This is a genomic window from Nocardia higoensis, assembly GCF_015477835.1.
GTDB classification, from domain to species: Bacteria; Actinomycetota; Actinomycetes; order Mycobacteriales; family Mycobacteriaceae; genus Nocardia; species Nocardia higoensis_A.
Map to the genome: position 1 here is coordinate 162,872 of NZ_JADLQN010000005.1, position 14,226 is coordinate 177,097.

9 protein-coding genes are annotated in these 14,226 nt (G+C 70.6%); 8 read left to right on the plus strand and 1 reads right to left on the minus strand.

Annotation, left to right across the window (positions count from 1 at the left end):
• Window position 1: 1 nt before the first annotated feature.
• The 5 genes from IU449_RS23405 (at window position 2) to IU449_RS23425 (ending at window position 7,552) form a co-directional block, all read left to right on the plus strand.
• Window positions 2-1,459 (plus strand): DHA2 family efflux MFS transporter permease subunit, encoded by a 1,458-nt coding sequence (locus tag IU449_RS23405; RefSeq protein WP_195004298.1) that lies wholly within the window; start codon window positions 2-4, stop codon window positions 1,457-1,459.
• A 353-nt stretch (window positions 1,460-1,812) separates the two neighbouring features.
• A complete protein-coding gene (locus tag IU449_RS23410) occupies window positions 1,813-2,670 on the plus strand; it encodes an FAD binding domain-containing protein (RefSeq protein ID WP_195004299.1) in 858 nt (285 codons plus the stop codon).
• The gene (locus IU449_RS23415; RefSeq protein ID WP_195004300.1) at window positions 2,667-5,699 is read left to right on the plus strand and encodes a molybdopterin cofactor-binding domain-containing protein; all 3,033 of its coding nucleotides are present in this window, start codon (window positions 2,667-2,669) and stop codon (window positions 5,697-5,699) included. The genes IU449_RS23410 and IU449_RS23415 overlap by 4 nt, the downstream gene beginning before the upstream one ends.
• Complete coding sequence (locus IU449_RS23420; RefSeq protein ID WP_195004301.1) at window positions 5,696-6,931, plus strand: DUF6986 family protein; 1,236 nt, start codon at window positions 5,696-5,698, stop codon at window positions 6,929-6,931. The genes IU449_RS23415 and IU449_RS23420 overlap by 4 nt, the downstream gene beginning before the upstream one ends.
• A 9-nt stretch (window positions 6,932-6,940) precedes the next feature.
• Complete coding sequence (locus IU449_RS23425; protein WP_195004302.1) at window positions 6,941-7,552, plus strand: AAA family ATPase; 612 nt, start codon at window positions 6,941-6,943, stop codon at window positions 7,550-7,552.
• A 138-nt stretch (window positions 7,553-7,690) separates the two neighbouring features.
• Here the strand turns inward: IU449_RS23425 and IU449_RS23430 are convergent, their stop codons facing one another.
• Window positions 7,691-8,830 (minus strand): lipase family protein, encoded by a 1,140-nt coding sequence (locus IU449_RS23430; RefSeq protein ID WP_195004303.1) that lies wholly within the window; start codon window positions 8,828-8,830, stop codon window positions 7,691-7,693.
• A gap of 480 nt (window positions 8,831-9,310) precedes the next feature.
• Between IU449_RS23430 and aceA the strand changes: the two genes are divergently transcribed.
• From aceA to metE, 3 genes are all read left to right on the plus strand, one after another.
• A complete protein-coding gene (gene aceA / locus IU449_RS23435) occupies window positions 9,311-10,600 on the plus strand; it encodes an isocitrate lyase (protein WP_195004304.1) in 1,290 nt (429 codons plus the stop codon).
• 206 nt (window positions 10,601-10,806) lie between these two features.
• Entirely contained in the window at window positions 10,807-11,676 is an 870-nt protein-coding gene (locus IU449_RS23440) for a 3-hydroxybutyryl-CoA dehydrogenase (RefSeq protein ID WP_195004305.1), read from the plus strand.
• A 188-nt stretch (window positions 11,677-11,864) separates the two neighbouring features.
• Window positions 11,865-14,174: a 5-methyltetrahydropteroyltriglutamate--homocysteine S-methyltransferase gene (gene metE / locus IU449_RS23445; RefSeq protein ID WP_195004306.1), complete on the plus strand. Its 2,310-nt coding sequence runs from the start codon at window positions 11,865-11,867 to the stop codon at window positions 14,172-14,174.
• The last annotated feature ends 52 nt before the right edge of the window (window positions 14,175-14,226 follow it).

The following is a 14,226-nucleotide window of genomic DNA, read 5'->3' on the forward strand; positions in this document are numbered from 1 at the left end:
TATGCGACACAGCATGCGGGCGGTCGCGTCCGAGTCCCGGCCGGAGCAGGCCGCCCGCAACCCGATGACGGTGGCCCTCGTCCTGGTGGTCGGCTCGATCATGGCCACCCTGGACCACACGATCGTCAATGTGGCGATCAACCGGCTCTCGGCCGAGTTCGCGGCGCCGCTGACCACCATCCAATGGGTGTCGACCGGATACGCGCTCGCGGTCGCCGGGGTGGTCCCGGTCGCGGCGTGGGCGATGGGCAGGTTCGGGGCCAAACGCATGTACCTGGTGGCCGTGACGATCTTCGCGGTCGGTTCGGTGCTGGCGGGCACGGCATGGAATATCGAATCGCTGATCGCCTTCCGCGTCCTCCAGGGGTTCGGCGGTGGGCTGCTCATGCCGGTGGGGATGACAGTGCTGCTGCGCGCGGCGGACCCGGAGCGGCTGGGGCGAGCCATGAGCACGATGGGGCTGGCGATCCTGGTCGGTCCGCTCGCGGGGCCGGTGCTCGGCGGTTATCTGATCGACGAGATGTCCTGGCGCTGGATGTTCTTCGTCAACGTGCCCGTCGCCGCGGTCGTGTTGCTCCTCGCCGTGCGGGTCTTCCCGCACGATGATCCGCAACCGCGTCGCCGCATCGACACGATCGGGCTCGCGCTGATGTCGCCCGGTCTGGCTCTGCTGATCTACGGGCTCAGCGCCGCGGGCGAACACGGCGGGCTGCCGATCGGTCAGGTCGTGCTGCCGTTGCTGGCAGGCGCGACGCTGGTGGCGATCTTCGTGCACCGCGGATTCACCGCCCCGCAGCCGCTGCTGGACCTGCGGATCCTGCGTCGGCGCGAGGTCGGGGCCGCTTCCGCCCTGGTCGGCCTGTTCGCGGCGGGCTATTTCGGCGCGATGCTGTTGCAGCCGCTGTACTTCCAGGTGGTGCGCGGTGAATCCGCCTTGGTCGCCGGGGCTCTCGGTATCCCGTTCGCGCTGGCGTCTGGTGTCACGATGCAGGTCGCGGGCAGGCTCATCGACCGCTTCCCACCGGGCCGCTACCTGCCCGCCTCGATCGCGGTCGGCATCGTCGGCTTCCTGCTGTTCCGCGCCCAAGTGGACACCGACAGCTCCTACTGGGGACTCTGCGCGGCCATGCTGCTCATGGGCGCGGGCGGTGGCGGCACGCTGATGCCCGCCATCACCACCGCGACCCGCGCGCTCACCCCCGAACAGCAGGCGGGCGGCAGCACGACCGTGAACCTGATCAGCACCACGGCCATGGCGGTCGGCACCGCGGTGGTCGTGGTGGTGCTGTCCACCCTGCTGCCGATCACCGGTGGTCTGCAGGCGTTGCACGGTCTGGATCCCGCCGCGCACGCCGCACTGGCGCCCGCCTTGGCGGCGGCGTTCCGGGACGCCTACCTGGTCGCGCCGATCCTCATGGCCCTTGCCACGATCCCCGCTCTGCTGCTACCGCGGCGCTGAATCCGGGCGGCCTTGTCTCGTCGAGCACTGCCGGGACAAGGTCGACCCGCGGCGGGTGGAGCGCGCTGATGCCCGTGCCCGGCGACAGTCGAGCTGCCTCGACCACCGGAGTGCATCGACCACCGGGCCTCGCCGCTCATCGGGCCTCGCCGCTCACCGGGCCGCGGCGATCACCGGAGTGCGCCGACTATCGGGCGCGTTGATCACTGATCGGCTGCCCGGTGGTGGATACCGTGGGGCATCGGCCGCGGCCGGGATCGGTGATCCGGTCGCAACACGGCCGTGCTCGTAGCGCAACAGCGTGGCAATCGCGCGCCCCTACCGTGGGCCGTCCGGGAGATGGGAGGTGCGAGATGGATCTGGACACGATCCGGGAAATCGTCGTGCCCCGTGACCGGGCCGAACTGGCCGCGGCGGGGTCGGCGCCCGGGACCGCGATTCTGGCGGGCGGGACCTTTCTCTATTCCGAGCCGCAGAAGCGCCTGGATCGGCTCGTCGACATCACCGGGCTGGGCTGGCCCGCGCTGACCCTGCACGAGGGCGGTCTGGAGATCGCCGCGACGTGCACGCTGGCCGAGTTCGCCGGGGCGACACCGGGACGGGAACTCGGTCTGTCACCGCGCTGGTTCGGCCTGCCCGCCACCGCGTTGTTCGCCGCCTCCTGCCGGGCGTTGCTGGCCTCGCACAAGATCTGGCGCAGCGCGACCGTCGGCGGGAACGTCTGCCTCGCGCTGCCCGCGGGCGCGGTGCTGGCCGCCCTGGTGGCCTTGGACGCCGATGCGGTGATCTGGCCCGCCGAGGGCGGGGAACGCAGGATCGCCCTGCGCGACTTCGTGCTCGGCCCGGGGCGCACCGTGCTCGAACCCGGCGATGTGCTGCGCGCGCTGAAGGTGAACTCCCTGATCCTGATGTCGCGCATCGCGATACGCAAGGTCGCGCTGGCTCCGCTCGGCCGCTCGGGCGCCGTGGTGATGGGCCGTCGCGATCTCGACGGCACGGTCGCGCTCACCGTCTCGGCGGCCACCAGCAGGCCCGTCGTCCTCGGCTTCTACGGCGCGCCCACGCGCGGGGAGATCGACGCCGCCGTGGCGGGCATCGACCCGGAACTGTGGTTCGACGACCCGCACGGCGATCCCGCATGGCGCGCGCACGTCACCGGCCTGCTCGCCCACGAGGTGTGCGCCGAACTGGCGGGCGGAGCCCGGTCGTGAAATTCGAGATCGACGGACGCGCCGTGGAAACCGGCGCACGGCCCGGCCAGTGCCTGCGCACCCTGCTGCGCGAGCACGGCGCGCTCGCGGTGAAGAAGGGCTGCGATGCCGGGGACTGCGGCGCGTGCACCGTCCTGCTCGACGGGCTGCCGGTCCACTCCTGCATCACCCCAGCCCACCGCGTCGACGGCGCCGCCGTCACCACCGCGGCCGGGCTCGGCACGCCCGAGCAGCCGCATCCGATCCAGCGGCGCTTCCTCGAGGAATCGGCCTTCCAATGCGGCTTCTGCACCGCGGGCATGGTCATCACCGCGGCGGGTCTGGCCTGCGGGACGCCCGCCGCCCCCGCGGCCGAGGATCTCCCGGAGATGTTCAAGGGAAACCTCTGCCGTTGCACCGGCTACCGGCCGATCCTCGCCGCGCTCGGTCTCGCGCGCACGCGCGATCCCTTCGGCCATGCCGAGACCAGCGTGTCCACCGCGTTCGCCGAGGTGGTCCCAGCGGCTGGGCCGAGCGATCCTTACGGCTCCGCAGGGAGCGCCGGCCTCGCTGGATACGCCGCGCCCGCCGAGTCCACCGCGACGACAGGATCGGCCGTGTCCGCTGGATCTACCGCGACGACAGGATCGGCCGTGTCCGCTGGATCTACCGCGACGGCCGGACCGGCCGCGTCCGCTGGATCCACTGCGACGGCCGGACCGGCAGGGCGCGCCGATCCCGCCGAGGCGGTGGGCGAGCGCTATCCGTTCGGGACCGGATCCGTGCTCGGCGCCGATCTGCGCGCACCGGCGGGCCCGCGCATCGTGTGCGGGACCGAACCGTTCACCATGGATTTCCTTGCGGGCGAATCGGATCAGGCACCACCGACCGTGCCGCTGGAACTAGCGGTCCTGACCAGCCCGCACCCGCACGCGCGGATCGCGTCGATCGACACAGCCGAGGCCGAGGCGTTGCCCGGCGTGCGCGCGGTGCTCACCCACGCCGACGCGCCGGAGCGCGCCTTCTCCACCGCCAGGCACGAGGAGCGCTCCGACGACCCGGACGACACCTACGTGCTCGACAGCACGGTGCGGTTCGTGGGGCAGCGGGTCGCGGCCGTGGTGGCCGACGATCTCGGCACCGCGCTGGCGGCATGCCGGTTGCTGCGGGTCGAATACGAGGTGTTGCCCGCGGTGTTCGATCCGCAGGAGGCGCTGGCCGACGGGGCCCCGCTGGTTCATGGTGAGAAGACCGGTGCGGCACGGATCGCCGACCCGGCGCGCAATCTCGTCGCCGAGGTGCACGGGGAAGTCGGCTCGCTCGCGGACGGTCTGGCGCGGGCGGCGAAGGTGGTGCGCGGGGTGTGGCACAGCCCGCGCGCGCAGCACGTGCATCTGGAGACCCACGGCGGGGTCGGCTGGCTGGACGCGGACGGGCGGCTGGTGGTGCGGTCGAGCACGCAGGTGCCGTTCCTGGTGCGGGCGGAGCTGTGTGAGCTCTTCGGACTCGAGCGGGACCGGGTGCGGGTGTTCGCGGCCAGGGTCGGCGGCGGGTTCGGGGCCAAGCAGGAGATGCTGGTCGAGGATCTGATCGCGCTGGCCGTGCTGCGGACGGGCAGGCCGGTGCGCTACGAGTTCACGCGGACGGCGGAGTTCGTGTCCGCGACCAGCAGGCATCCGATGCGGGTCGAGGTCACCGCGGGCGCGGACACGGCGGGCACCCTGACCGCGCTGGCGGTGGACGTGCTCACCGACGCGGGCGCGTACGGCAATCACAGTCCCGGCGTGATGTTCCACGGCGTGAGCGAGTCGGTGGAGGTCTACCGCTGCCCGAACAAGCGGGTCGACGCCCGGTCGGCTTACACCAACAATGTGCCCTCCGGTGCGTTCCGCGGGTACGGGCTCGGGCAGGTCGTCTTCGGCATCGAGTGCGCGCTCGACGAGCTGGCCAGGGAACTGGGCATGGACCCGTTCGAGTTCCGCGCCCGCAATGTGGTGGTTCCCGGCGACCTGTTCGTCGGCGTCGATGTCGAGCCGGGCGATCTGATGTTCGGCAGCTACGGCCTGGACCAGTGTCTGGCGAAGGCGCGGGCGGCGCTGCGGCGCGGCAACGGCGTCACCGCGCCCGGCCCGGACTGGCTGGTGGGGGAGGGGATGGCGCTGGCGATGATCGCGACCATCCCACCGCGCGGGCACCGCGCGGATGCCTCGCTCACCCTGCGCCGTGACGGGCGCTACGAATTGCGTTTCGGCACAGCGGAGTTCGGCAACGGTACGACGACAGTGCACCTCGGTCTCGCCGCCGCCGCGCTCGGGGTGCCCGCGGGGCTGATCGACATCCGTCAGGCCGACACCGATCTGGTCGGCTACGACACCGGCGCGTTCGGCTCGACCGGCATCGTGGTCGCGGGCAAGGCCACCCATCTGGCCGCCGTCGCGCTGCGGCGACAGATCCTGGCCAGGGCCGCCGAGCTGACAGGTTCCGCGCCGGACGAGCTCGGCCCCGACGGTGTGCGCTGTGGTTCCCGGCTGGTCACTCCGGCCGAACTCACCGCCGACGGGGAGTTGCTCGCCCGGGCCTCGCACGCGGGCACGCCGCGTTCGGTCAGCTTCAATGTGCAGGCTTTCCGGGTGGCGGTGCATCCGCCCACCGGCCAGGTGCGCATCCTGCAGTCGTTCCAGGCCGCCGACGCGGGCACGGTGCTGCATCCGGCGCAGTGCCGCGGACAGGTGGAAGGCGGTGCCGCCCAGGCCATCGGCACCGCGCTGTACGAGGACATGCGCAGTGAGCGGGGAGTCGTCACCACCGACGTCTTGCGCCACTATCACATTCCGCAGGCCGCCGACCTGCCCGTCACCGAGGTCGAATTCGCCGTCACCAGCGACGAACTCGGCCCGCTCGGCGCGAAATCCATGAGCGAGTCCCCGTTCGACCCGGTCGCGCCCGCACTGGCCAACGCCATACGCGACGCCACCGGCGTCCGGATGTACCGGCTGCCCATGACCGCCGACCGAATCTGGCGAGCCCTGCGAGAAGGAGAGCGACGATGACCGCGACGCGGTTGCCGGAGAACGTCCGTGCCCGGATCGAGGCCATGCTCGAGGCCGTCGACGCGGGGCTACGGGCGCACTATCCCGGACCGGGACAGCGGGGCCAGCCGATCCACACCGTGTACGTGCCCGCCGACCAGGTCACCGCCGAGACCCCGGCGAGCTGGGGCACGGCCGCCCTCGCCCTTCTCGACCGGCACCACGAGAACCTGACCGACCTCGACATCGCGGGGGTGCTGCCCGCCGTGCGCGAGCGGCTGCGCGCCGATCCGATCCAGGACCTGCGCATCGACTTCGAGGACGGCTACGGCCCGCGCTCGGCCGCCGAGGAGGACGCGGCGGCGCTGGCGGCGGGCGAGATCCTGGCGGGCTGGGCGAGCGCGGCGCACGGACCGCGCCGGTTCGGCATCCGCACCAGAGGACTCGGCGGACTGGAGCGGCGCCGTGCTCTGCGCACCCTGGAACTGGTCTTCGACGGGGCGGGCGGCGTGCCCGCGGGATTCGTGGTGACGGTGCCGAAACTGCGCGCCGCCGAGCAGGTCTCCGCACTGGTCGCGCTGTGTGAGGGACTCGAACGCGGCAGCGGATTCGCCACCGGGTCGCTGCGCTTCGAACTGCAGATCGAGAGCCCGCAGGCGATCATCGGCCCCGACGGCAACGCGCCGGTCGCGCGGATGATCAGCCTCGCCGAAGGCCGCTGCGAAGCCCTGCACTTCGGCACCTACGACTACACCGCCGACTGCGGCGTGGCCGCCCCGTATCAGGCGCTCGACCATCCCGCCGCCGACTACGCCAAAGCGGTCATGCAGGTCGCCGCGGCGCAGACCGGGGTGTGGGTGTGCGACGGCTCCACCCAGATCGTGCCCGAGGCCGATCCGCCCGCGGCGCTGCGCGAACACCACCGCCTGGTCACCCGCTCGCTGCGGCGCGGCTACTACCAGGGCTGGGACATGCACCCCGGTCACCTGATCACGCGCTGGGCGGCCACCTACGACTTCTTCCGGTCCGCCGTCGCGGTCGCCGTGCCCCGGCTCGGCGCGTACCTCGGCGCGCGCGGGGGCGGCGCGGACGTGGTCGACGAGCCCGCCACCGCGCAGGCGCTGGCCTCGACCGTGCTGCGCGCGGTGCAGTGCGGGGCGTACACCGAGGAGCAGTTGCGCGCCGACGCCCCCGGTCTCGGCCTCGACGTGGTGCGCGCGCTGGCCCTGCGACAGCCGGTGCCCACCGTCTAGAATCCGTCGGTGCTCTCGTACGCCGATCCGTTGCCCGCGCGCCCGGAACGTGTGCTGGTGGCCGGGGTGTCGGGGGTGGGCAAAACCACTCTCGCGGCCAGGATCGCCGAGATCACCGGTGGCGCGCACACCGAGATCGACGGGCTCTTCCACGGCCCGGGATGGACACCGCGCGGCGCTTTCCTCGACGACGTGCGCGCCCTCGTGGCCGCGCCCGCGTGGACCACCGAGTGGCAATACGGCATCGCCCGGCCGATCCTCGCCGGCCGCGCCGACCTGCTGGTCTGGCTCGACCTGCCTTTCTACCGGGTGACCCTGCCCGGCGTGGTGCGGCGGACACTGCGCCGCAGGCTGCGGCGCGAAGAGCTGTGGAACGGCAATGTCGAAGGGCCGCTGCGTCATTTCTTCACCGACCCCGAACACATCGTGCGCTGGGCGTACCGGACGCGGAACAAGTACGCCGAACTGGTGCCGTCGCTGGCGCGGACTCACCCTCGGCTCGCGGTCGTGCGGCTGCGCAGTCGAGGCGAGGTCGACACCTGGGTCACGGGCCCGCTCTCCCGAGCCTGCTGCCGCACCCCCGGCCCGGACGTCACTGATCCGGCGGACCCGACGAGCTGAACCGGGCCCGCCGCCGAACCCCGTTCGACCGCCGCGATCTCCTGCTGGAGCCGACCGCGACCCGCGCCGCCCGAAGCCGTGCACGGTCCGCGCCGGATCGGCTGTCGTCGAGCCCGCGTCGATACGCCGTCGCGGTGCTCAGCCGAAGAGAGCCCGCACGAACGGGATCGAGTCGACGAGCGAGGCGTTCACCGCGCTGCTGTGGTCCTCGTCGTAGACCTTCACCGTGACCGGCTCGCCGCGCGCCATCAGGGTGGCGGCGAAGCGCAGGGTCTGCGGAGTGAGCACGTCGGTGTCGCGCAGGCCGTGACCGAGGAACAGCGGGCGGTCGTAGCCGGATTCGGGCAGGCCCAGGTAGCGCGCGAGCAGGCCGTGCGCATCGGGCAAGGAGTTCAGCGGGCGGGCGAACAGGGTGCCGAGCACGACGTTGTTCGCGCTGAGTTCGTTGCCGAAGTCCTCGAGGCACACGCTGCGCCCGCGCTCGACCCAGTCGCGGCCCGCATCGGTCAGCAGGGTCTCGATGCCCAGCTCGGGATGGGCGGTCTGCAGGCCGGCGAGCAGATACAGCACATAGGCGCTCAGATGCGGGCCGAGTTCGATCGGCGGCACATTCGGGCCGAGGAATTGCAGCGCGTCTTCGATGTAGGCGGGCACCCCGGTGCCGACCGCCCCCCGATAGTCCAGGTCCGAACCGCCGAGCTCGGTGGCGTGGCGCGCGGTGAACACCGCTGCCGCACCACCCTGCGACTGACCGACCACGACCCACTTGCGCGACAGGGACGGGTACTGGGTGGTGGCCGCGCGGACGGCGTCGACGATGTTGTGCGCCTCGACCATGCCGTCGAGGTAGGGGTGCTCGCCCGGCGTGCCGAGCCCGGCGTAGTCGGCGGCCACCACCGCGTAGCCCTGGTCGAGCCAGGCGCCGAGGTAGGCCCAGTCGCGTTCCCGTGCGCCCGGCCCGGCGAGGCTGTAGGCGCAGTCGTCGCCGATGCCCACGGTGCCGTGCGCCCAGGCGATCACCGGCCAGCCACCGGCGGGCGGTTCGCCCTGCGGGAAGTAGACCGCCGCGCTCGCGGTGGTGGGGGTGTCCCCGACGGTCGTCGAGCCGTACAGCAGGCGGGCGCCCGCCCCGGCCGCGGGCGGGGTCGCGATCGCGGCGAGCGGCTGGACCGACTCGACGGCTCCGGGCGGCGGCGCGGCCTGCGCCACGATGGGCGCGACGAGCGGGGGGATGGCGCAGCCTGCGGCGACGGCCGCGGCGGCGAGGAATCTGCGCATCGGGGTGTCTCCTGTCGGAGCGGAGTCTCGGCGGGCCGCTCGAGCCCGCACGACCAGTCTCGCGCATCCGGCTACCCGCGCGCGGCAGGCTCGAGCCGGTGGCACGGGCCACAGGGGAGGCAGCCGCCCGCCCTTGTGAAACGACTCACAACATCGCTACTACGGGTCGTCGTGCGGGGTCCCCCGCGTGAAGCCAAAACAGTACGGGCGTTATGGTAAAACCGCACGTCAGGGCTACCTGTGGGTAGTATTCACGCCTGCTATCCGCAGGCAAATTTTGCAAAGTTAGCAATGGGGCCCGCAAAGCTAGCTGGATTTCACACAAAGAACAGGTAGACGGCTATTTCTTCGTATGCCATCGTTTGTGAGTACACCCCGAAGGCATAGCAAGCCTGCAAAGCGCCGCCCTAGCAGTTCGAGCGTGAAGCTCGGTCTCACAGCGGCCGACCTACCGACCTACCGAAGGAAGTGGAGTCAGGAATGTCGACCACCGGCACCCCGAAGACCGCCGAGGAAATCCAGAAGGATTGGGACACCAACCCGCGCTGGAAGGGCGTCACCCGCAACTACACCGCCGAGCAGGTTGTCAAGCTCCAGGGCAGCGTCGTCGAGGAGCACACCCTCGCCCGCCGCGGCTCGGAGATCCTGTGGGACCTGGTGAACAACGAGGACTACATCAACTCCCTCGGCGCCCTCACCGGCAACCAGGCCGTGCAGCAGGTCCGCGCCGGCCTGAAGGCCATCTACCTGTCGGGCTGGCAGGTCGCCGGTGACGCGAACCTCTCCGGTCACACCTACCCCGACCAGAGCCTGTACCCGGCCAACTCGGTGCCGCAGGTCGTGCGTCGCATCAACAACGCGCTGCTGCGCGCCGACGAGATCGCCAAGGTCGAGGGCGACACCTCGGTCGAGAACTGGCTGGCCCCGATCGTGGCCGACGGCGAAGCCGGCTTCGGTGGCGCGCTGAACGTCTACGAGCTGCAGAAGGCCATGATCGCCGCCGGTGTCGCCGGTTCGCACTGGGAAGACCAGCTGGCCTCGGAGAAGAAGTGCGGCCACCTCGGTGGCAAGGTGCTCATCCCCACCCAGCAGCACATCCGCACCCTGACCTCCGCGCGTCTGGCCGCCGACGTCGCCGGCGTGCCGACCGTGGTCATCGCCCGCACCGATGCCGAGGCCGCCACCCTGCTGACCTCCGATGTCGACGAGCGCGACCGCGAGTTCCTGGACGGCACCCGCACCGCCGAGGGCTTCTACGGCGTGAAGAACGGCATCGAGCCCTGCATCGCCCGTGCCAAGGCCTACGCCCCCTACGCCGACCTCATCTGGATGGAGACCGGCGTGCCGGATCTCGAGGTCGCCAAGAAGTTCGCCGAGTCCGTCCGCAGCGAATTCCCCGACCAGCTGCTGGCCTACAACTGCTCGCCGTCCTTCAACTGGAAGGCGCACCTGGACGACTCGACCATCGCGAAGTTCCAGAAGGAACTGGGCGCCATGGGCTTCAAGTTCCAGTTCATCACTCTGGCCGGCTTCCACTCGCTCAACTACGGCATGTTCGACCTGGCGCACGGCTACGCCCGCGAGGGCATGACCGCCTTCGTCGACCTGCAGGAGCGCGAGTTCAAGGCCGCCAAGGAGCGTGGCTTCACCGCCGTCAAGCACCAGCGTGAGGTCGGCGCCGGCTACTTCGACACCATCGCCACCACCGTCGACCCGAACACCTCGACGGCCGCGCTGAAGGGCTCCACCGAAGAGGGTCAGTTCCACTGAGCCGAAACGGCCGGTGACAACTCCGGTTTCGTGACGGGACCACCCATGCCCCGTCCGCGGACCAGTCGTCCTCTACGCCAGTAGGGGTGTACTGCCCTCCCTCGCTGAACAGCCCCAGCGAGGGAGGGCATCCCTATACCTTGGGACCAGCCAGACCAGCCCAGCAAGACCAGACCCCAGCCACACCAGACCAGCAGGAGCGGGACGTGAGCAGCGAGAAGATTCAGCGTGTCGGAGTCATCGGCGCCGGACAGATGGGTGCCGGAATCGCGGAAGTGTGCGCCCGTGCGCACGTGGACGTGCTCGTCTACGAACAGACCAGGGAACTGGCCGCAGCGGGCCGCGCCCGCATCCTGCGTTCGCTGGATCGCGGCGTCAGCAGTGGCAAGATCACCGAACGCGAACGTGAGCAGGCCGCCTGGCGGCTGCGTTTCACCTCCGATCTCGCCGACTTCGCCGATCGTCAGCTGGTCGTCGAGGCCGTGCTGGAGAACGAAGAGGTGAAGACCTCGATCTTCGCCGAACTCGACAAGGTCGTCACCGATCCCGACGCGGTGCTGGCCTCCAACACCTCCTCCATCCCGATCATGAAGGTCGCCGTCGCCACCGCCAACCCCGAGCGGGTGATCGGCATGCACTTCTTCAACCCGGTGCCGGTGCTGCCGCTGGTCGAGCTGGTCACCACCCTCAAGACCAGCGCGGCCGTGTCCGCGCGCGCGGAAGCCTTCGCGAGCGAGGTGCTGGGCAAGCAGGTCGTGCGCTCGGCCGACCGCTCCGGTTTCGTCGTCAACGCGCTGCTGGTGCCCTACCTGCTCTCGGCCATCCGCATGGTCGAGTCCGGCTTCGCCACCAAGGAAGACGTCGACAAGGCGATGGTGCTCGGCTGTGCGCACCCCATGGGTCCGCTGGCGCTGACCGACCTGGTCGGCCTGGACACCGTCAAGTCCATCGCCGACTCCATGTACGCCGAGTTCAAGGAGCCGCTGTACTCGGCCCCGCCGCTGCTCATGCGTATGGTCGAGGCCGGTCTGCTCGGCAAGAAGTCCGGCGCGGGCTTCTACCAGTACAACAAGTAACCACCCAGGTCTGCCGCGGGTTCGTGACGCACCCCGTTACCGCCGCGTGCGGTAGCGGGGTGTAGCGCACCTCGGCGCTTCGCGGTGCTTCCCGCGGCGGCCGACATAAGCTGCAAGGACGAGAGCGCAACGCTGTGCGTCGCCGTTCGGCGGTTCACGCGCAGCCGATCGAAAGAAGGTTCCCGCGCATGGTCAACGTCACCGAGGGCTACGGATCGAGCATCCTGGGCTACCCCAGGATCGGACCGCACCGGGAACTCAAGCGGGCGCTGGAGTCCTACTGGCACGGCACGCTCAGCCGCGAGGAACTGCTCGAGGTCGGGCGCGACATCCAGGACCGCCAGTTCCGCGAGCTGGCCGCGACCGGTCTCACCCAGGTCCCCGGCAACACCTTCTCCTTCTACGATCACATCCTGGACAACGCGCTGCTCTTCGGCGCGGTCCCGCAGCGCTTCCGGGCCCACCAGGACGGGATGGACCCGCTGGACTTCTACTTCCTGATGGCGCGCGGCCGCCCCGATCTACCGCCGCTGGAGCTGGTGCGCTTCATCGACACCAACTACCACTACCGTCAGCCCGAACTCGAGCCCGACACCGAGTTCTCCCTGCACCCCGAGGCGCTGCTCGACGAGTTCGACCGCGCGATGGCCGCGGGCATCGAGCTGCGCCCGGTGATCGTCGGTCCCGCCTCGCTGCTGCTGTTGTCCAAGGCCGGCGCCCAGCCCGGTGAGGCCGGCTTCGACACCCTGAGCCTGCTCGACAAGCTGCTGCCGTACTACGAGGAGCTGTTCGAGATCCTCGCCAAGCGCGGCGCCACCTGCGTGCAGCTCGACGAGCCCGCCTTCACCAGCGAACGCACCGAAGCCGAACTCGCCGCCTTCGAGCGCGCCTACCAGCGGCTGTCCAAGGCCCCGCTGCGTCCGCGCATCCTGGTCACCGGCCAGTACGGCGATTTCCGCCCCGCGCTGGACATCCTGGCGGCCACCGGCGTCGAGGCCATCGGCCTGGATCTGGCCAGCTACCGCATCGACCCCGACGAGCTGGCGAAGGTGCCCGGCATCCGCCGCAAGCGGCTCTACGCGGGCGTCATCAGCGGCCGCAACGTCTGGCGCGCCGACCGCTACGTGACGCTGGAATACCTCAACGCGCTGACCAAGGTCTGCCCGGATCTGGTGGTCTCCACCGGCAGCACCCTGCTGCACGTGCCCTACGACCTGCTCGTCGAATACGACATCGACGGCAATGTCGCCGACCGGCTCGCCTTCGCCAAGCAGAAGGTCGGCGAGGTCGTCTCGCTGGCCAAGGCGCTCACCGAGGGCCCGTCGGACAAGTGGCGCAAGCGCCCGCGCGAGGTGCACTTCAAGCAGAAGCACGCCGTGCGCCAGCGCGTCTACGCCGTCACCCCGGAGATGCGTTCGCGCGAGCCCTACGAAGAGCGTCGCGCCGCCCAGCAGGCCAGGCTGAACCTGCCCCCGGTCCCGGCCACCACACTCGGCTCGTTCCCGCAGACCGATCGCATCCGTCAGGCCCGCTACGACCTCGGCGAGGGACGGCTGTCCTACGAGGAGTACCGCAAGCGCATCGAGGCCGAGATCGAGGCCACCATCCGCCTGCAGGAGGACATCGGCCTCGACGTGCTCGTGCACGGCGAGCACGAGCGCAACGACATGATCCAGTACTTCGCCGAACTGCTGGACGGTTTCGCCACCACCCACTTCGGCTGGGTGCAGGTCTACGGCTCGCGGTGCGTGCGCCCGCCGATCATCTACGGCGACGTCTCGCGTCCCGCGGCGATGACGGTGGACTGGATCAGCTACGCCCAGTCGCTGACCGACAAGCCGGTCAAGGGCATCGTGACCGGCCCGGTCACGATGATCGCGCGGTCGTTCGTGCGCCAGGACCAGCCGCTCTACGAGACCGCCGACCAGGTGGCGCTGGCCATCCGCGACGAGGTCGCGGACCTGGAGAAGGCGGGCATCGCCATCATCCAGGTCGACGAGCCCGCAATTCGCGAGATGCTGCCGCTGCACGACCGCGGCCGTGCCGAGTACCTGCGCTGGGCGGTCGGCGCGTTCCGCCTGGCGACCTCGGGCGTGCGGGCCGACACCCAGATCCACACCCACATCGGCTACTCCGGCCGCACCGAGATCGTCGACGCCATCGAGGAACTCGACGCCGACGTCACCGCCATCGTGGCCACCCGCTCCACCGAATGGGTGCTCAAGGCGCTGAAGGAGGATGCCGCGGGCGGTCACGGCCTCAGCCACGGCGTCGGCCCCGGCGTCTACGAGAGCCGGTCGGCGCGCATCCCGGACATCGACGAACTCGACGAGCTGCTCTCGGCCGCCGCCGAAGCCGTCACCCCGGAACGGTTGTGGGCCAACCCCGACGGCGGTCTCAAGACCCGCCACTACTGGCAGCTCGAGCCGTCGCTGCGCAATATGGTCGCCGCCGCTCGGCGCGTCCGGCGCAGGGCAGCCGCCGCCGCGGACCGATGAGCCCGCACCGGGTTCACCGGTGCTACTCGAGTATCACAACGGATCGTCAGTG

Excerpts from the sequence above, each read along its gene's own strand:
- IU449_RS23430 (WP_195004303.1), bottom strand. The coding sequence starts at position 8,830 with ATGCGCAGATTCCTCGCCGCCGCGGCCGTCGCCGCAGGCTGCGCCATC.
- IU449_RS23410 (WP_195004299.1), top strand. The coding sequence starts at position 1,813 with ATGGATCTGGACACGATCCGGGAAATCGTCGTGCCCCGTGACCGGGCC.
- metE (WP_195004306.1), top strand. The coding sequence starts at position 11,865 with ATGGTCAACGTCACCGAGGGCTACGGATCGAGCATCCTGGGCTACCCC.
- IU449_RS23405 (WP_195004298.1), top strand. The coding sequence starts at position 2 with ATGCGACACAGCATGCGGGCGGTCGCGTCCGAGTCCCGGCCGGAGCAG.
- aceA (WP_195004304.1), top strand. The coding sequence starts at position 9,311 with ATGTCGACCACCGGCACCCCGAAGACCGCCGAGGAAATCCAGAAGGAT.
- IU449_RS23420 (WP_195004301.1), top strand. The coding sequence starts at position 5,696 with ATGACCGCGACGCGGTTGCCGGAGAACGTCCGTGCCCGGATCGAGGCC.